Origin of the sequence: Pseudomonas syringae group sp. 247E2, assembly GCF_032587795.1 — a bacterium.
GTDB classification, from domain to species: domain Bacteria; phylum Pseudomonadota; class Gammaproteobacteria; order Pseudomonadales; family Pseudomonadaceae; genus Aquipseudomonas; species Aquipseudomonas amygdali.
Window position 1 is genome coordinate 1 of record NZ_JAWHPK010000024.1, and the last position, 18,664, is coordinate 18,664.

At 55.1% G+C, this 18,664-nt stretch carries 13 protein-coding genes; 3 read left to right on the forward strand and 10 right to left on the reverse strand.

The annotated features are described in order from the left end of the window. Positions 1 to 303 precede the first annotated feature (303 nt). Positions 304 to 846, reverse strand: a complete 543-nt coding sequence (locus RYC18_RS20085) for a GNAT family N-acetyltransferase (RefSeq protein ID WP_316886650.1) — start codon at positions 844 to 846, stop codon at positions 304 to 306. Positions 847 to 1,224: 378 nt separating this feature from the next. Here RYC18_RS20085 and RYC18_RS20090 point away from each other — a divergent pair, with 378 nt between their 5' ends. Beyond that, entirely contained in the window at positions 1,225 to 2,184 is a 960-nt protein-coding gene (locus RYC18_RS20090; protein ID WP_316886651.1) for a T6SS immunity protein Tli4 family protein, read from the forward strand. A gap of 193 nt (positions 2,185 to 2,377) precedes the next feature. Further along, positions 2,378 to 3,871 carry a YifB family Mg chelatase-like AAA ATPase gene (locus tag RYC18_RS20095; protein WP_316886652.1) on the forward strand — a complete coding sequence of 498 codons (1,494 nt, stop codon included), beginning with the start codon at positions 2,378 to 2,380 and terminating at the stop codon, positions 3,869 to 3,871. A gap of 60 nt (positions 3,872 to 3,931) precedes the next feature. Here RYC18_RS20095 and RYC18_RS20100 read toward each other — a convergent pair whose 3' ends face one another. From RYC18_RS20100 to RYC18_RS20130, 7 genes are all read right to left on the reverse strand, one after another. Then, a complete protein-coding gene (locus RYC18_RS20100; protein ID WP_044295705.1) occupies positions 3,932 to 4,780 on the reverse strand; it encodes an aminotransferase class IV in 849 nt (282 codons plus the stop codon). A gap of 48 nt (positions 4,781 to 4,828) precedes the next feature. Next, entirely contained in the window at positions 4,829 to 5,716 is an 888-nt protein-coding gene (locus tag RYC18_RS20105; RefSeq protein WP_005778484.1) for a hypothetical protein, read from the reverse strand. A 12-nt stretch (positions 5,717 to 5,728) separates the two neighbouring features. Further along, a complete protein-coding gene (locus tag RYC18_RS20110; RefSeq protein WP_117140273.1) occupies positions 5,729 to 6,664 on the reverse strand; it encodes a hypothetical protein in 936 nt (311 codons plus the stop codon). 37 nt (positions 6,665 to 6,701) lie between these two features. Then, positions 6,702 to 10,070, reverse strand: coding sequence for an ATP-binding cassette domain-containing protein (locus tag RYC18_RS20115; protein WP_316886653.1), 3,369 nt, complete (start codon positions 10,068 to 10,070; stop codon positions 6,702 to 6,704). 5 nt (positions 10,071 to 10,075) lie between these two features. After that, entirely contained in the window at positions 10,076 to 11,161 is a 1,086-nt protein-coding gene (locus RYC18_RS20120; RefSeq protein ID WP_057404322.1) for a cupin domain-containing protein, read from the reverse strand. A gap of 26 nt (positions 11,162 to 11,187) precedes the next feature. Continuing rightward, entirely contained in the window at positions 11,188 to 12,351 is a 1,164-nt protein-coding gene (locus tag RYC18_RS20125) for an acetyl-CoA carboxylase biotin carboxylase subunit family protein (protein ID WP_316886654.1), read from the reverse strand. Between the two features lie 676 nt (positions 12,352 to 13,027). After that, positions 13,028 to 14,335 carry a CitMHS family transporter gene (locus RYC18_RS20130; RefSeq protein ID WP_004655389.1) on the reverse strand — a complete coding sequence of 436 codons (1,308 nt, stop codon included), beginning with the start codon at positions 14,333 to 14,335 and terminating at the stop codon, positions 13,028 to 13,030. Positions 14,336 to 14,629: 294 nt separating this feature from the next. Between RYC18_RS20130 and RYC18_RS20135 the strand changes: the two genes are divergently transcribed. Further along, entirely contained in the window at positions 14,630 to 15,031 is a 402-nt protein-coding gene (locus RYC18_RS20135; protein WP_005744858.1) for a GFA family protein, read from the forward strand. Positions 15,032 to 15,097: 66 nt separating this feature from the next. On the opposite strand, the gene RYC18_RS20140 is transcribed toward RYC18_RS20135, so the two are convergent. Both RYC18_RS20140 and recG read right to left on the reverse strand, forming a co-directional pair. Further along, a complete protein-coding gene (locus RYC18_RS20140) occupies positions 15,098 to 16,495 on the reverse strand; it encodes an aminoacyl-tRNA deacylase and HDOD domain-containing protein (protein ID WP_316886655.1) in 1,398 nt (465 codons plus the stop codon). Positions 16,496 to 16,581: 86 nt separating this feature from the next. Further along, the gene (gene recG / locus RYC18_RS20145) at positions 16,582 to 18,657 is read right to left on the reverse strand and encodes an ATP-dependent DNA helicase RecG (protein WP_005757521.1); all 2,076 of its coding nucleotides are present in this window, start codon (positions 18,655 to 18,657) and stop codon (positions 16,582 to 16,584) included. Between the last annotated feature and the right edge of the window lie 7 nt (positions 18,658 to 18,664).

Below are 18,664 nucleotides of genomic sequence, written 5' to 3' on the forward strand. Positions count from 1 at the left end.
GAAACGGGCAATTTCGCCCGCTGTATGCAGAAGTACATTCCAAGATGCATGCCGAGAAGATTTTTATCTAATAAAAACAGATAGATAAAGATTTTCTACGAAGTGATTGGTCAATATTTAATCAAGAAACCGCTAAAAAGCGCGCAAGCTTCTGCGCATACGTGCGAATTCTTTCATGTGTGTTGCGGCGCTTTGAATATAAAGCGCTGCCTGTGTCACCCGGACTTTGGATGCGCAAAAGTCTGCGCATCCGATACGTTGCATGACGGCGATAGCGGAGTGTTTATTGAGGGGCAGGTTTAGCTAAGGTGAGCAGGGCCCCGTTGAGGGCGGTGTCGTGATGAGCTGTTCAAGTTTGATCTCGACCAGCCTGGCATTGTCTCGTTCGATCGTCTTGGTTTTGATCGGCTCGTTTGCGAACCCTCGCTGATGGTAGAAATCGATGGCAGGGGCATTGCTCTCCAGCACCCAGACGACAACTCTGGTGCGGCCAGCGGATTGAAAGAGAGGCATCACATGGTCGAACAGCTCTCGCCCAATACCCTGGCGTGTGTGCATTGGGCTGACATAGATGGCCTGTATTTCCGCGACGCAGCGGTCTTCGGGATGTTCCCTGTCAGCCCCCGTTGCCATCCAGCCCAAAACCCGATCTAACCTGTCGACTTTGACGTACAGGTCCGATTCGCCTGAAGCGATCTCCTTGGTCCAATGGGACAGCCTCGCCTCAAGCGTTATCCGATTGATATAGGCAGAGGGAATGATGCCCTCATAGGCACTTCTCCATGACTCCAGATGAATCGTCGCTATCTGCAGCGAGTCCTTGGGAAGGGCAAGGCGGATGCTCATATCAATGCTCCTGCTCGGTGCTTGGTATCGGCTGGGGTCTAAAACGTCGATGGTTCAATGGGCGGGTTGCATGGCCAGCTTCGCCTGTATAATAACGCCGAAATCAATCAGATAGCCCTTGCCATTCCTCACGCCATAGTTCTTGTCTTATGGCAAACAGGCACATTGGGCGTTGCCAATTGTGAGCGTTGCGTAATCAATGTCTCGCCTCGCCCTTACGCGGCAAGCGACTGCACATTTAGCAGGAGCTTGCGGGCAGTGAGTAACCGACAATAAAGATATGTTGGTGTTGGTACAATCGCGTGCTTAACATCCGATGCCTACTTGAATTTGCGCATCCCCATTCAGTCTGGTGAAACTTCCAACAGGACTTCAGTGTTGAAAAAAATCAGATTACTGCAGGCAACACACATTTTGATCCTGGCTTTATTGACCGGCAGCGCAGAGGCAGCAAGCGATAGGCCTGCAGAAAAAACGTCTTTCTATTTTGGCCGGTACACGCTGCAGGTGCCTACCGACGGGGCAGACATCTGGTCCGCCTATAAGGTGGTCGGTCAAGAGATCGAGCACATCAGTCATGATGGGAAACGGGACCTGGAGACCCGTCTTCCAAGTGTCATCAGTAAAATAAAAAATTTGCATAAGGTTGGGTACCCTGCCTACGAGCAGACTGTGCCATTGGACGGCGGTGGGGCCGTCGTTGTGTCCAGGTCCACGTCTTACGACTTTGATATTTACTACATGACGGCAAACAATACCTTGTACCGGCAGGTTGTGGAGGGGATCCCGCTGAACGCCCTGAACCAGGTCATCGCTCTCGCCAAAGAGTTGAATACGTTAATCCATGATCGTAATCCTACTGAGCGCCCACCCAGCAACACCTTTGCGCTTGAAGCGGGGTATATGAACCTGCCCGTCGATACATTTGAAGAGCAGGTATCTATTGGTCTGCCAGTGTCATCCGTGCCGGGCATTCATCTGACCTTCGATACGCAGCGGATCGGTCAACCGGAGCCCGGCTTGATCGCGCGTTATGAACAGCGCACGTCAGGAGGAATAGCCAGCGTGCTAAGCAACGTGCTATCCAGTACAAGCGTGTTGAGAAAGTCGAAGCGGACGGTTGCAGGGCTGCCGTTTGAGGAACTGTTGTTGAAGACAAGGGCTTACGGCAGAACCCTTTACGCTTTCCGGCTTGAGTATCCCGGCACGCCTGAATCAAGTATGGAACCTTATACAGTCCTGGAACTGAGCACCCTCGATAAAGGGGTCGGGTTTAAGAGTGACCAAGAGGCATTGCGCTTCTGGGATGAGATGGTTGGAAGTATGAAACGGATATGAATGAGATGACGCGTGAATAGCAGCACTTCAGCGCAAGAGACTCGACTTTCAGGTACTGAAAGCTTAACGGAATGACATCGGACCTTAGGCGCTAGCCTGGTTTCCCACTCACACCCTGTATCCATTCCCCCCTCACCCCCATCCCACAAATAAAGCACGATACCCGCCCATCGCTCATATCAAGGAATGATCCATGTCGCTGGCTATCGTCCATAGTCGTGCCCAGGTCGGGGTGGAAGCCCCGGCGGTTACTGTTGAAGCGCATCTGGCCAACGGCCTGCCGGCCCTGACGCTAGTGGGGCTGCCGGAGGGGGCGGTCAAGGAGAGCAAGGACCGGGTGCGCAGTGCCATTCTCAACTCCGGGCTGGATTTTCCGGCGCGGCGGATCACGCTCAACCTTGCGCCGGCTGATTTGCCCAAGGATGGCGGGCGGTTCGATCTGGCGATTGCGCTGGGTTTGCTGGCTGCCAGCGGGCAGGTGCCGCTGGTTGCGTTGCAGGATGTTGAATGCCTCGGCGAGCTGGCGCTGTCGGGGGCGATTCGGCCGATTCAGGGGGTGCTGCCTGCTGCGCTGGCGGCACGTGCGGCGGAGCGGACGCTGATCATTCCTGCGGTGAACGCTGAGGAAGCGTGTCTGGCGTCGGGGCTGCGGGTGATTGCGGTGAGTCACTTGCTGGAGCTGGTCGCGCATTTCAACGGGCGCACGGTGATTGCGCCGTATCAGTCCAGCGGCCTGCTGCATCAGCCCAAGCCGTACCCGGACCTTAGCGAAGTGCAGGGCCAGACCGCCGCGAAGCGTGCGTTGGTGATTGCCGCTGCGGGTGCGCACAACCTGCTGTTCAGTGGGCCACCCGGCACCGGCAAGACGCTGCTCGCCAGCCGCCTGCCGGGTTTGTTGCCACCGCTGGACGAGCACGAAGCGCTGGAGGTGGCGGCGATTCAGTCGGTCGCCAGTCAGGTGCCGCTGACCAGCTGGCCGCAGCGGCCGTTTCGGCAGCCACATCACTCGGCGTCCGGGCCTGCATTGGTGGGCGGTGGCAGTCGTCCGCAACCTGGCGAGATCACGTTGGCGCATCACGGCGTTTTATTTCTTGATGAACTGCCGGAGTTCGATCGCCGCGTGCTGGAGGTTTTACGCGAACCACTGGAGTCCGGGCATATCGTGATTTCCCGTGCGCGGGATCGCGTGCGCTTTCCGGCGCGGTTCCAACTGGTGGCAGCGATGAACCCGTGTCCCTGTGGATATCTTGGTGAGCCGACCGGGCGCTGCCGTTGCTCCACCGAGCAGGTGCAGCGATATCGCAACAAGCTGTCCGGCCCGCTGCTGGACCGGATCGATCTGCACCTGACCGTTGCCCGCGAAGCCACAGCCCTCAACCCCGACCCGACCACCAGTGAGAACACTGCAAGCGCGGCAGCGGTGGTTGCGCAGGCCAGAGAACGGCAGCAACGTCGTCAGGGCTGTGCCAATGCGTTTCTCGACCTGCCGGGGCTGCGCGAGCACTGCGCGCTGTCCAGTGTCGATGAACGCTGGCTGGAGACGGCCTGCGAGCGTCTGACCCTCTCATTACGTTCGGCGCATCGACTGCTGAAAGTGGCACGGACGTTGGCGGATCTGGAGCAAGTGGACGCGATCAGCCGCAGTCATCTGGCCGAGGCGTTGCAATATCGGCCTTCGAATAATTGACTCGGCAGAATGTAAGTCCACCATGGATAAACAACAGGGGCGCACTCGCTTCTGTGTGGGTCAACCCGACGCGCTCATCACCATTTTTTTATACGCGGTAGCCAATAACTCGACCCATGAATTTTTCTTGTAGATGACGTCATCAATACAACTGACCTCTGTGATCTCCATAGCGGTACCGCACAGAAAGGCACCGTCAAACTGGTTCAGCTCCAAGCTTGAAATATCCCGCTGCACAACTTGCAAGTTCAGTAACTGAGACAGCTCGTCGATGACAACCTGGCGCGTTATTCCCGCCAATGCCATGTCAGTGGTCGGCGTGATGAGTAGGTTTTCTTTCACAAAAAAGACGTTCGAGCCGCTGGACTCACAGACCGTGTCCATCGTAGAAAGAAACAGCACGTCGTCGAAACACTCGCCCTTGTCACGAAAACTCAAAAAACTGAGCGCATAGGTAGATGAGGTTTTTGCTTGGTAGGGATGACAAGCAGCAGGGGCTCGACGCCAATTGGCTATCGTCAGCCGGTAAGGTGTGGTCGCGGATTTGGGGGCGAATGGAAGGACAAATATTACCACTTTGCTGCGACAGTTTCGGCCCATAAAACTGACGTCGACATCGTCATAGAACACGACGATTTTAATGTAAGCGTCTATAAGTTCATTTCGCCTCAGTAGTTCATGACAGGCTTCCGCCAGCATGGCGTTGCTGTAATTAACTTCGTGTTTGAATACCTGCGCTGACCGTTGCAGACGTTGCAAGTGCTCCTCGCATTTGAAAATGCTTGAGCCGTAACTGCGCATACCCTCGTAAACTGATGACGCATAAGAAAGCGAGTGAGTGACGGGTGAAAAAGATACTTTGTCTATCTCGAGGTACTGGCCGTCCAGCCACGCGATTGTCGTCGTCATGATCCGTTCTCGGGTTAATTATTGAGGTGTTATGACAGTGCAGAGGAATCAGCGGCTGACGACTTCACGTGCAGTCAATGCGTTGTAGAACTCGCCCTTGATCAAACCTTCGCCTTCGTAGCTATTAGGGCGACCCCCTTGAAGCTGGAGTTCCTTGATGATGGACTCGTAATCATCCACCGGGATAATCCTGAAATCCATGCTCACACGCGTTACATTCTCCGAGTTCTCTGCCGTCCCGTGCAGTACACGTGGATCAAACATCAGGCACTGGCCGTAGCGAAGGTTGGTCGGCATGGCATCCATCCTGAGGTCCGATATGAACTGCGGACGTTGCTTTGCATAATCAAAGAAATCGATTCGACTGTCCTTATATTCGTCGTAGCTATAACTCTGCTCATGGGCGAACGTTTTTAGAGCGCGCAGACTGGCACGCTTCGAGCAAACGCTGAGTGCTGCGGTATTTTTAACGTCGCAGAACGGTAACCATATATTGATTTGCTGGAAATAGTCGCCCAGTAAGGTATCCGAGTGGTGAGTAAACAACTCGCCGTCCGGTAGTCTGTAACGGTCATCCAGTGTCGTGGGAATGTGGTAGCGCACCAGCGGGTTATGTTCGAACACAAAGTCGAAACCCAGACGCTGACTGAGCCCATTCACAAACGTGTAGTATTCATTGATCATTGGCTCACCCAGCGTTTGTAACGGGTCATACCAGTGGCCAGACTCTTTTCGGTGGCGTTGGATTTCTTCGTGTTCGAGGCATTCGTGAATCTTGTCCAGCGGGAAGTTAGCCCTGAGCTTATAGCGGCCGACGAGCGTTTTTTGAAGTGTACCAGCCAAATCGAAGGTCGATGTCGAGTAGTCCATAATCGAGATACCATTCTCTATTATGTGCTGGCTATCAAGTTGCCGATTGAGATCAAAGAAAGACACGAAAATTCCTTATTAACCGTATGCTCTGACTGAAAATGCATGCATTTGTTTTTGCCGATTCGTTCTGACAGGAATCAGCCAGTTGTCCAGGTCGACTACCCGGTTGGCACCCATTCGTTTTTTCATATCGATGGCGCCGCGGCCAAGACAGCTTGTCTTGAATCCAAGCTCATCAGCCACTTTATAAAGTTGATAGTAATCGCTGACGTACAAGTTGAGCCCGGGGGGTACCTGGCTGCGGTCTTGACCTTGCACCAGCTGAGAGAAAACGCCCTGTTGCTGATCAGCGTAGCTTAGGGAACCGTAGACAGCGACATTATTCAATTTTTCATAATTCATTTTTATATAGTATTTTGGACCTTCAGTTGAGCGTGCCAGTGCCTGCAGTGTTTCAAGAGCGTACAGGTTCCTCACGTGCTGGTATTTGTCCACGTTTAACGACTGCAGTGTTGAAAACGCTTCCAATACTTGATTGTTTTCAACCAGTTCGTCCAAGCGATAGAGTCGCGTATGGCACAGTTCTTCAGTCCTTCGGGTAAGACGTACCATCTCCTTGTATGCTTTTCTGCCCATGGCAGTCAGCAAACAAGCGTCAAGTTCTCCGTCAACATGCAGATAGGCAACCTGCATGAAGGGAACCACTATTATGTCTGTTTCATATTGCTGGCGCAGCGAGTGATCGGTTTTCTTCAGGGAGGGAACCAACAGCCAGTCGGCTGTATGTGCCTGACGTATCAATTGCTTCAGGAACGGTGGGTCCGGCTGCGCAGTAACAGGCATATAAAAGAAGCCGGGTGCGACATAGGCCTGCTCTTCATGCAGGATACCGTCTTGCTCCGCAAGCCCTTTGAGCATTGACTCCCAGTGGGCAATACCGCTCAAGGGCAGCTGTGGGTTAGAGACGCCATAACTGATGCAAAACGCCTCCCGCTGCGCAGGCAACTCCATACTTACGATCCTTGTATAACAATGTGTGAGAATAGGCTTATATCGTTTTTTCAACCAATCGCTTTTCAGAGTTGAAGGTAAAGTTTCTGTTTCCCAGCGCAGAAAGCTCAGCGTTATGAGTAATGATGAAAAACAAGGTTTTTGGCAGGGCTGCCATCAACTTCCTGATGAGCTGAAGTTCTTCGACGCTGTCCAGCTCGGAGGTGGCCTCGTCGAGGATGGCGATGGACGGTGCATTGATGGTCAAATCAAGCAGCGCAAGTCGTTGAAGCTCTGACTTGCTCAGGTTAACGTCACCACTCCAGGCAACCTCTTGATTGAAGCCCTCCGGCAGGCGCTCGATAATGCTCGAGAGGCCCAGATAAGAGGCCTGCTGATAAAGTTCTTCCTGAGACGTGCTATTGAAATGTTCAAACAGCGGTCCCGGCTTGAATATCGGGCTGGAGGTCAATAACTGAACGTCTTCGGCATGTGGCCGTGTCAGATACCCGATAGTGCCACCCAGCGTCGATACCTGACCTTGACTTGGCAGCAGGCTGCCCACTACCAGACTGGCGAAGGTTGATTTACCGACACCGCTTGCCCCCATGATCACCACGACATCATTCTCGTGAAACGCATGGTCGAAATCTTCTAGCACCGTTATTCCGCTGTGAGGGTTAACGAATGTGACGTTTGAAAACGATACCAATGGCGCACCATTTTGAACGTATTGGCATCTCGGCGCTGCCGTTGGCAAGAGGCCAGCCACGACCAGGCGATCGGCACTGTCGAGGACTTGTCGCAACTCCACCACGCACCTTCCCAAGCGCGCGAAAATCGCAATCAGGCTGTATGAAAGACTCACAGCCAGAACGTTCGCCATCGTGGCTACGCCGATGGCGTGAAAGTAAAGGGTTGATGCCACGATGCCGGAAAGAAAGAAAACACCCATCAAATCCAGTTTGTAGCTATACCAACGACGCATCGCAGCATTATCCAGAGAAGCAAACGCTCGAGCGGCCAGGTTGCCGCTCAACCAGTTCAGGATGCTGGAGTTTCTGGCCATGCTTTCAAATCGACCGCCGTCCCAACTCAGTGCTTGAATGCGTGTGAACAATAGGGCGGTGGTGTCGATTTCCCGAGTGTTGGATTTTTTTAGCAACTCGCCGGAGCGTCGTGCTCCCCGCCAATAACACAGGCTGATGAAAACAAACGGAAACAGTACGTAAATGTTATTCAGCACAACATACCCTGCCGTGACCGACAGCAAGGTTGCCGCGCCGATGGTTTCCAGCAACAGAACGGGCAATACTTCATCGACGCGCCGCTGATCCCATGTCAGCTTGTTTTGGCTGTCGTGATTGATTTTCTGGGTCAGACGCTCATCAAGGCCCGGGTTCATTAAATAAGAAAGGTATCGATTGCAGTGTGCAGACGCCGCCTCAATACATTTCTTCGCCGTGACCAACGCCCCGGAAATCGACAGCAAAGCACTCACTAGCAAAACGCCGGCCAGCCCGAGCAAAGATGCATTCAGATGCGTACCCAGATAACCGCTAGCGATCAGGTAGTCGCCTGCAATAGTGAGCACTTCTTTGAGTGCCATCAGGGTGAATGCGACCAACGTGATGGCGCCCGTGCCGAACGCTATCAGGCTGCTGGTGATTGATCTGGAAACCCGCTCAGGCTGTTCTGTCGAATCATTTTTACTGTGTACTGCCTTTGGCGGCGAGGACGCAGAGAAAGAGCTTGCCACCGGTGAAGCGAGAGGTCGCGAAGAAGCGCAAGCGTGGTGAGTTTTTATGTCGATAATCCTACCGCCAGAAACAGTCCAGATTTCTTCGGCAGTGTCTCTTTCCTCCGGCTTATCCGTGACGAACATTACGTTTGTATCACGCCATGGGCCGTCCAGCAGTGTTCTCAACAATCCCGCAGCCAGCGCGTCATCCAGCCCTGAGGTCGGTTGGTCGATGTAGATCCAGTCTGTGCGTGCCACTAGGGCGCGGACCAGTTCTATTCGTTTTCCCTGGCCTCTGGAAACGTCCCATTGCTTGATTGCGCCGCAATCCCGCTCTCTGATGTAGTCGAGATAAAAGTCCCCGGGCAGGCGTGCGAGCGCAATCGCCTCCTGTACCTCTTCGTCTGAAAATTCACGCCGATAGATACTCAGATTTTCGCCAAGACCGCCAGCGAATATCCACGGTTCGTCCGGAATGAAAATCGCCTGATCGTCAGCCCCGGGAAAGCGTTGCGCACAGTTTCTCAGCATAGATGTCTTGCCACTGCCTGCGGCGCCGACAATGGCAATATGCTTTGCCTTCGTGGAGGGCGGTATTGATGTTGCGCAAGGGGGGTTAACGGGCCCAGGGGCGTCAAGGTATTGCTCGATATGACGGTGGCCTACAAAGCCTTGGGAAATACTTTGCACAATGTCTGGAATATTATTGGCGACTGACTTCAGTCCCCCAATCAACGCGATGGCGGCCAGCACCCCTGGTGTATCGACTTGGCCCAGATAGATTAGTTGTAGCAGCGCCGAGCTTAAAAGTGCGGTAATCGGCGTCATGGTCGAGATCAGACTAATGGCCGCGACCAGGCGAGCAGCTTTTTTCAAGGAGCCCTCTTCGAGGTTTCGTTTGGCGGCGTAGTCACGGATCAGTTCGGCATTCCAGTTCTTCAGCCAGGCTTGACGCCGATTTTTCGTTGCGAATACCCCCACCTCTATGCGCTGAGTCGCACTCAACGATAACTGTTCATAGGTTGCGCCCAGTCGTTGAGCAACCCAGAACACGATCATTGAACTGCCAGCGATGACCGCAAGGGCAGCCACCCCGCTAGCGCCCAGAGCAAGAAAGAAAAAAGCGGAGGTGAAAAGCACCGTTGCCAGCGCAAGCGCTATCGTAATCAATCCTGACCATGAGGATTCGACACGCGCGGCCTCTCGGTCGAGCAACGTTGTCAGGCTGAGCGCAAAGATGCCGTTTTGCGCAACAGTCCTTTTGATTAATACCCTTTGTTCCACATAGGAGCGACTGCCTACGCCGACTAGCTCAGCCAGAAAGAAAGTGTGGTTGAGCGCCAGCCAGGCACAGTAAATCAGCAGAAGACAGGTGGTGCCTTGGGTAATATTCGAGAGCACGGACGAGTCAGCCCGCATCAGTTGGATCAGCAATGATTTCAAGGTGACTGCGGCACCAAAAGCCGCCGCAGTATGCACCCCGATTGCAACCAGCGCTAACATGACATCCCGTTTGAGGGCTGCAAAAATCTCGATATGAAGCCGTCTGTTTCCGGCTCTACTTGCATCATCGATCGCGGCCTTGCACCAGCGTTGCCAGCGGTAGGCGTGGACCAAATGCGCTCCTCGAGCTCCTTCAGGCGTACGGAAGCAAAGGACGGTTTTCAAGACTTCTGCAATCTTCATAGGAATCAGTTATATACCGGCACAGATTGAAGATCCGTGACGGTCTCACGTCCCAGTGAGTCTTGACAGGCAATATCGGCAAATCGATCGCAAAGCAGTGTGATCATCTCCCAGCCTTCACTTAACGCTACGCGTAAATCCTCGACTTCTCTTGGCGACGCGTCGTTCAGCAGCGCTATGCCCATACTGACGTGATGACCATCGTCTTCGCCATGTTCCTGAAAGTGCGGCATGCCAGCGAATACCCGAGCGGCTTCGCTGTGGAAAATTTCACCGCTGCCTTCCAGTACGACGTGCATCAAGAGCGTCTTGACCATATCGCTTTTATAAAGCATCTGGTGCCTGAACCATTCCATAGTGGAATGAAAGGCTGCATCCGAAACCGGGGAAGGGTTGGTGTTGCGCTGAAGACGCAGGTTATTGTTATGACCCAGCTCTTCTATCAAGTGCTCAAGAGCAATTTTTTTGTGAGCCTGATCAAGCGTCATCGCCACTCGGATATGCAGCAAATCCTGAAACATATCTGACCAGGTCTGCAGGCAGTCGAGGAGTTTTTCGCGCACTTGCGGTTGATCAATGGATGGCGAATTGATGAGCGACAACAGCCGACTATTCTTGAAGCTATCCAGGTAAGCCTGATTGTCTCGTAACAGCACATCGGCAGGCTTCGCGGTATCGGATTCCTGTGATTTGAAGACGACGCTCGGTCGCGACGTGTCTTCGTACAGGGCCTTGCCATTGAACTGAATGGAAAGTGCCCAAAAACCATTTTGGGTGCCTTTGAAGCCATGCAGGGCATGAGGTGGCACTAAAACCATGTCACCCGCTTCTATCGCACGCTCGGTCGCCCCCAACGTTTCCCCCGAACCATCACAAATCAGTATCAGGCTTGCTTCGGGATGCTGATGAACCGACAGTTCCTGATCCTTTTCGAGCCGGACCCAACTGATAGCAAGCTCACTGTTGGACGGGATGAATTCAGCCAGCGCAGGGTGCTGGGAGAATATCTTCACAACGCCTAAATCGTGCAAGGCGCCATCAACCATTACGCTGTTGAGGGTCTCGATATCGTTACGAGAGATGACTTCCATATCTGCTATTCCTTTGCGTAATAAACTTAGTTGGCGGAACTCAGTGTGTTGAGACGTTCGATGGCGGCATAGAACTTTTCCCGGTCATGACTAGCGATGACCACCATGCCGACCTTGTCATCATTGGTGTGCGATCTGTTCAATGGCGGATTGGCTTCGCCCATGATCAACCTGATGATATCCACTTCCTGTAAAACATCATTAAGAAGTGCAGTGTCCAGCGGCTCATAAAAAAGATGAGAGCCCGCGAACATGTAACGGGCCGGCTGTTCGAAACTGTTTTTATCCACCGCACAGCTATGGAACTGCAAAGTCTCCCTGAACAGGTCAACGCCTGTAGTCAGTTCAACCAGCAAGCCAATATAATCGCCGCCGACCCGGTTATTGACCTCTATGAGATGAAACTGTCCATCCGCGATGGTCACCTCAATATGGCAGGGGCCGTGTGTATGATTGAGGGCAGTCAACAACCGCTCGCAATAGCCGGCTAACTGCTCGAACACCGCGGCCTCCAGATTATCTGGCGAGATGATGTGCTGCTCTTCCGCCAGGGAGGTCTCGTACAGTCGCTTGTTGGTGACGGCAAGAACACGATGTTGTGAGTCGATGGTCAACGTTTCGACACTGACCTCTCGACCGTTCAGAAACTCCTCCGCCAACATAACGAAATTTTCCTGAGAAAACCCCTCCAGCGTGCTCTGCAAAGACGTGGCATCTTTGATGATGAATACGTTTTCGCTCCCGGAGCCTGTGGGGTCTTTCAGGACAATCGGGCCATTGCGGTAATTGAAAAAATGCTCAACGTCAGCGCGTGTTCTGCAGATTGCGCTATGGACCGCAAACTCTGTATTTTCCAGCCTGGTGCGCATCAGCGCCTTGTTTATGCAGACTTCGCATGCGTCAAAGTCCATGCCGGGAATAGCATAATGCTGGCTCGCTCGTGCCGCTGCCAGCAGTCCGTCTTCGGTGAACGAAAAAATGAAATCGACTGTCTGCTTTTTAAGGATTTCATCGATTTTGCCGAGTACGGTGGCTTCGGAGAAATCGCTGACAAGATGAATTTTGTCTGTGAGTGCGGTGAGGTTAGGACCTACCGAGTCCGGCAATTGCAGCACGGTAAAGTCAAAACCCAAGCCATCATAATGCATAAAAGTTTCATCATGGCCACCGATCATTACGACAGTCTTCATACACTACCTTTCATGGTCGAACCGACCAATAAATTAACGCATAGGGAATAACGCATTGGGCCTCTGCCGTGGTTTATACGCGGCGGTATTGATATTTTTTCAATACCGGTTGCCGTACGTTTCTGCGACAGAAACGTAGCGTGCACGACCGTACAAATAGCAGAACGCTATGCGGTAGAGAGTTTGTATAGTGAGTAAATTTCAGTCAGTCGAAAATTAATCCGCCCCGGTGGCGGAATGATAATAATCGTTGAAAGAGAGACGCACAGAGCCCGACAGTATAAGAGATACTTTCGAGGGCCACTTGAATTGAGGGGAGTGCAAATGAGAACGCAGGGTATAAAGCATGCTATTCCTTTAGATATTTATAATTATTTGCGCTTTCCATACGCGCCATCTATGATTTCATTGTTTAGTTTGAATGTCAACGCTGTCTGCCAACTGAATGGGCTATCCCTCGGCAAGTATAGAAATGGGCTAATGACAATCGATGCGCCGGGCCTGCGATCCTCGGCGGGCCTTTTACACCCGTCAGAAGTGTAATCAGAATCAACCGCGAGATCAGTCATCTGGCCGAGGCGTTGCAGTATCGGCCCTCAACTAATTGACCGCCCAAACGCAAAAACTCGCCGTCAACGATCAAGTCGACGGCGAGTTTTGGGACAGCTAAAGAAGCTTACATGCTGCTATAGAACGGGAAGATCCCCATCAGCAGCGCGGCAACCAGGATGCACATGCACACCAGAATCGCCCATTTCAGGGTGAAGCGCTGATGGTCGCCGAACTCGATACCGGCCAGGGCAACCAGCAGGTAGGTCGATGGCACAAGAGGACTGAGCAAGTGGACCGGCTGACCGACGATGGAGGCGCGGGCCATTTCAACCGGGCTGATGCCGTAGTGGGCAGCGGCTTCGGAGAGCACTGGCAGTACGCCGTAGTAGAACGCGTCGTTGGACATGAAGAAGGTGAACGGCATGCTCACCAGCGCGGTGATCACGGCGAGGTACGGGCCGAGCGCATCCGGGATCACTGCCAGCAGGCTTTTCGACATGGCGTCGACCATACCGGTGCCAGACAGAATGCCGGTAAAGATACCTGCGGCGAAGATCAGGCCGACCACTGCCAGAACACTACCTGCGTGGGCTGATACGCGGTCCTTCTGGTCCTGCAGGTTCGGGTAGTTGATGATCATCGCGATACTGAACGCGATCATGAAAAGTACCGGCAGCGGCAGCAGGCCCATGATCAGGGCAACCATCAGTGCGAAGGTCAGCGCGCCGTTGAACCAGATCAGCTTTGGACGACGTGCATCCGGGAATTGCGAGACGCTGATTTCGCTGTGATCGACTTCATCACCCTTAAGGTGCAGTTCACCCAGACGAGCGCGTTCGCGTTTGCCGTAGAAGTAGGCAATTGCCAGGATCGCAACCACGCCAGCCAGCATTGCCGGGATCATCGGTACGAAAATGTCGGATGCATCGACATGCAGGGCACTGGCCGCACGAGCGGTCGGGCCACCCCACGGGGTCATGTTCATCACGCCACCCGCCAGAATGATCAGGCCGGCCATGATGCGCGGGCTCATGCCGACGCGGCTGTACAGCGGCAGCATGGCGGCGACGCAGATCATGTAGGTGGTCGCGCCGTCACCGTCGAGGGACACCACCAGCGCCAGCACGGCGGTGCCGACCGAAATGCGCATCGGGTCGCCCTTGACCATTTTCAGGATCTTGCGCACGGCCGGGTCGAACAGGCCGGAGTCGATCATCAGCGCAAAATAAAGGATGGCGAACATCAGCATCACGCCGGTCGGCGCCAGCTTGGTGATACCTGCCAGCATCATCGGGCCGATCTGGGCCGCGAAGCCACCGAACAGGGCGAAGATGATTGGAACCAGAATCAGGGCGATCAGCGCAGTCAGGCGCTTGCTCATGATCAGGTACATGAACGCAATAACCATGGCAAAGCCAAGGAAAGTCAGCATGGGAATACTCCAGACGTAATACGGCTACAGAACGTGAAATGAACGAGTCAGCTCAGCAGATCGGTACGTGGAGTGGAGGCGCAAGGAGGGTGTGGAACGAGAAGTCAGCAAGCATCGGAATCACCATTATTGTTGTTAATTGGGCCTGAAACACGTTGGAATCCGTTCCTGGCTAGCCGGTCTTTTTGCCGGAAGTGAGGCGATGCTAATTGGCCAAGCTTTCACCGACCTTTCAATCAGCTATTGTGGAAATTTTATTGTCACACGGATTATGGGCATGAAGGAGAAGCATGGATGAGCGAGATACACTCGGGTGGCTGCCATTGCGGCGGGCTGCGTTACCTGTTCGATGCGCCGTTGCGGGACATCGCTCACTGTCATTGCTCCATCTGTCGACGCACCTCGGGTGCAACGGTTGTAACCTGGATAAGTGTGCCGCTGGCTTCGTTCACGTGGCTGACAGGCAGCCCCTGTGCGTATGACTCCTCACCCAGCTGCGTACGCTATTTCTGCGGCAAGTGCGGCGCTCACCTGGCGTTGTTCACGCGCAACAGCCCGGACGAGATCGACGTCACCATTGCGACACTTGACCAACCGGAGCTGGCAACGCCCGCACGACACATCTGGATAGAGAACCGGCTTCCCTGGCTACGCCTGGATGAGCACCTGCCAGGGGTAGAGGGCGAGCCTTTCTGAGGTTTGAGGAGATAAATAGTGCCTGAGCCAGAGCCTTAGGCACTGTTCGCACATTGCATCAGCGCATTACTTGCTGAACTGCGAAGCCAGTTCGCGCAGAAGTACCTCGGCCTCCAGCACTTTTTTCACTGACTCGTTGGCTTTTTCGCGGGACAGGCCCAAGCGTTCGAACAACTCGTCAGGAATCTCTTGCTCTGGCCCGGCACCGATGCCGTTCACCCGCAACAGACGTACGGCCAGATAAACCAGGTTGGCGTAGACGTGATGTTCGCCCTTGTAGTGGGGGTCGTGCTGGAAGCGCAGCGCGATGGCGAGTTCATCCGGCATGTCCCAATAGCGCATCAGCCAGGCCCCGATCTGCTCGCGGCTGATACCCAGCAGGTGCTGCTCAATAAAGCTATGGTGCAGATGCGGGTTAACCTCCAGCTGGCGGCAAATCAGGGTGAAGTGTGGCGGAAACACATGGGCCAGCAGCAGGTAGCCGAAGTTGTGCAGCAAACCGGCGAGGTAGCTCAGGCCAGCTTCCGGGCGACTGGCGCGGGGAATGGCGCGGGTCAGACCTTCGATGACGGCAGCTGTATAGATGGATTGCTGCCAATACGGCGTAGTCTGTTGCGGCTGGTCCTTGGGCAGACTCAGGGTTTTGCCCAGAGCGAGGCCCAGTGCAAGGTTGATCACCAGATCAAAGCCCAGCACGCGGACGATTGCATCTTCTACCGAGCGGATCTTGCCGGTCGACGCGTAATAGGGCGATGCCGCCCAGCTCACGACCTGTGCCGCCAGCGCAGGGTCGGTTTCGACTACGCCGGTGATGTCATCGATGGTCGCATCGGGGTCGACCCGCAGCTTGATGATTTTCTGTGCAGTTCCGGCCAGTGGTGGTATTTCCAGGGTCGCTTCCAGACGCTGCTGGATGCGACGCGCCGTGAAAACATGCATGGCCTGGGTGATTTCTGCCGGATCGTCGTCAGGACGATCCAGGTTCGGACGGATGGCTGCGACCGACTGGCCGAAGTGCGCGGCGCTGGCCTTGCTCAGCATGCCTTTGAAGTCGTCACTGCTGATTTCCAGCAACAGGCCCTTTTCGCCCGAGCCCACCAGCAGTGTCGGCTCTTGCAGCAGGCGATCATCGTAAAGGCACGGTGAGCTGGTCAGTGCCGGGAGCCCCGGCAGCACTTGCAGGTTGTGCTTGGTGAGCATGCGCTGCAAACGATCATGCGGCACAGCGGTCAACTGGCGCCCGGTCAGCTCGGTGATTCGGCTGAGGTCGAGCAACTGGCTCTGCGGGAACAGGATAAGCAGCGCACCGACAGCGTCCTCGACCAGCACAGCCTGAACCTTGCGCGCCGGGGGCAAGCTTTTGTTGTCCATGACTTCGTTGTAGCGGATAGCCAATTTTTCAAGCAACTGCCGGATTACCGACGGCGCATGCTGCGGATCATTGACGTGGGCGACTTCTGTCATGAGCTATGTCCAAATTCCTACATTTTTTGAAGTATAACCACGTTATTCGTTTTCGGTCGCACGTGGTGTTCAAAGCGTAGCCTGCATCACACCTGGCCATACTGCTGGCCATGACGCAGCCATCTGTCGAGCAGTGGGCTGACATGTTGGGGCCAGCGCTCCAACAGGGCCTGAGCCGCGTCGCGTACGGCCGGTAGCAGGTCTGCGTCACGCATAAGGTCGGCGACCTTGAATTGCAGAAGGCCCGTTTGTCGGGTTCCCAGCATTTCACCGGGACCACGCAGTTCAAGGTCCTTTTCGGCGATGACAAAGCCGTCGTTGGTTTCGCGCATGATGCCCAGCCGCTGCCGTCCGATCTGTGAAAGCGGCGGGTGGTAGAGCAGCACACAATGGCTGACCGCACTGCCGCGACCGACGCGCCCGCGCAACTGGTGCAATTGAGCCAGACCGAGGCGCTCGGGGTTTTCGATGATCATCAGGCTGGAGTTCGGCACGTCGACCCCAACTTCGATCACTGTAGTTGCCACCAGCAATTGCAGCGCACCCTGCTTGAATTCGGCCATGATCGCGGCCTTTTCTGCGGGCTTCATGCGCCCGTGTATCAACCCGACGCGAACCTCACCCAAGGCACTGCTCAGTTCTTCGTAGGTGGTTTCAGCTGCTTTGCAGGTCAGCTCTTCGGATTCTTCGATCAGCGTGCACACCCAATAGGCCTGGCGACCTTCGGCGCAAGCTGCGCGCACACGTTCCACGACTTCCAGGCGGCGGCTGTCGGCAACCAGCACGGTATTGACCGGTGTCCTTCCGGGCGGTAGTTCGTCCAGAATCGACGTGTCCAGATCGGCGTAGGCGCTCATCGCCAGCGTGCGTGGAATCGGTGTGGCGGTCATGATCAATTGATGCGGACACATCAGGCCGCCGACGCCCTTTTTACGCAGCGCCAAACGTTGCTGAACACCGAACCGGTGCTGCTCGTCGATGATCACCAGCGCGAGGTTCTTGAACTGCACTTCGTCCTGAAACAGCGCATGGGTGCCCACTACCATAGGGGTGCCACTGGCGATCTGCTCCAGGGACGTCGCGCGCGCCTTGCCCTTGAGCTTGCCCGCCAGCCAGGCCACGCCAACGCCCAGCGGCTCTAACCAGCGCTGGAAGTTGATGTAGTGCTGCTCGGCGAGAATCTCGGTGGGGGCCATCAGCGCCACTTGATAACCTGCTTCCAGCGCTTGCAAGGCAGCCAGAGCGGCGACCACGGTCTTGCCCGAACCAACGTCACCCTGGATCAACCGCAGCATCGGCTCAGGCTGGCTCAGGTCGTAGGCAACTTCCTTGCCGACCCGCTGCTGGGCACCCGTGGGCGCGAAGCCGAGGTTGGCGAGAAATTGTTTCGGCAGTTTTTTCGCAACAGGCAACGCCGGTGCGCGCTGTGAACGCAGACTTTCGCGCAGGCGCTGCTGGGAAAGCTGGTGGGTAAGCAATTCCTCGAAAGCCAGCCGGTGCTGCGCCCAGTGATGCCCGAGGGCCAGCTCCTCCACATCGGCATCGGCGGGCGGGTGATGCAGATAGCGGATCGCATCATCCAGCGGGGCCAGCTGATAGTCGCGGGCCAGCTCATCCGGCAGCCAGTCCGGCAGGCTTTTGGGGCCGAGCATCGCCAGACTTTGCTGACACAACTGACGCAGGCGCTGCTGGGTGAGGCCTTCGGTCGTGGGATAGATCGGCGTGAGGGTCTGTTCGACGGGCGCGGGCTCATCACCGGTGATCGCTCGATATTCCGGGTGATAGATTTCCAGGCCGGAAGCACCGGGACGCGCTTCGCCGAAGCAGCGCAGGTGCGTGCCACGCTTCATGCTTTCTTTCTGCGCGTTGCTGAAGTGGTAGAAGCGCAGGCTGACGACACCTGTGCCGTCGCCAAGCCGTACCAGCAAGCTGCGGCGTTTGCCCATTACCACATCGGCGCCGCTGACCACGCCTTCGATCACGGCATCCTGGCCAGGGCGCAATGCGCCAATCGGTACGACGCGGGTCCGGTCCTGGTAACGCAACGGCAGATGGAACAGCACGTCCTGCAGAGTTTCCAGCCCGACCCTGGCCAGCTTTTCTGCCATCGCTTCACCGACGCCCTTGAGCGCCGTGACCGAGACCCTGGAAAGCTCGCTCATTTCTTTT

Bases quoted from the DNA above. Each gene is read 5' to 3' on its own strand.
- RYC18_RS20120 (WP_057404322.1), bottom strand. From the start codon at position 11,161: ATGGAAGTCATCTCTCGTAACGATATCGAGACCCTCAACAGCGTAATG.
- recG (WP_005757521.1), bottom strand. From the start codon at position 18,657: ATGAGCGAGCTTTCCAGGGTCTCGGTCACGGCGCTCAAGGGCGTCGGT.
- RYC18_RS20110 (WP_117140273.1), bottom strand. From the start codon at position 6,664: ATGGAGTTGCCTGCGCAGCGGGAGGCGTTTTGCATCAGTTATGGCGTC.
- RYC18_RS20085 (WP_316886650.1), bottom strand. From the start codon at position 846: ATGAGCATCCGCCTTGCCCTTCCCAAGGACTCGCTGCAGATAGCGACG.
- RYC18_RS20135 (WP_005744858.1), top strand. From the start codon at position 14,630: ATGAGCGAGATACACTCGGGTGGCTGCCATTGCGGCGGGCTGCGTTAC.
- RYC18_RS20130 (WP_004655389.1), bottom strand. From the start codon at position 14,335: ATGCTGACTTTCCTTGGCTTTGCCATGGTTATTGCGTTCATGTACCTG.
- RYC18_RS20095 (WP_316886652.1), top strand. From the start codon at position 2,378: ATGTCGCTGGCTATCGTCCATAGTCGTGCCCAGGTCGGGGTGGAAGCC.
- RYC18_RS20100 (WP_044295705.1), bottom strand. From the start codon at position 4,780: ATGACGACGACAATCGCGTGGCTGGACGGCCAGTACCTCGAGATAGAC.
- RYC18_RS20140 (WP_316886655.1), bottom strand. From the start codon at position 16,495: ATGACAGAAGTCGCCCACGTCAATGATCCGCAGCATGCGCCGTCGGTA.
- RYC18_RS20125 (WP_316886654.1), bottom strand. From the start codon at position 12,351: ATGAAGACTGTCGTAATGATCGGTGGCCATGATGAAACTTTTATGCAT.
- RYC18_RS20115 (WP_316886653.1), bottom strand. From the start codon at position 10,070: ATGAAGATTGCAGAAGTCTTGAAAACCGTCCTTTGCTTCCGTACGCCT.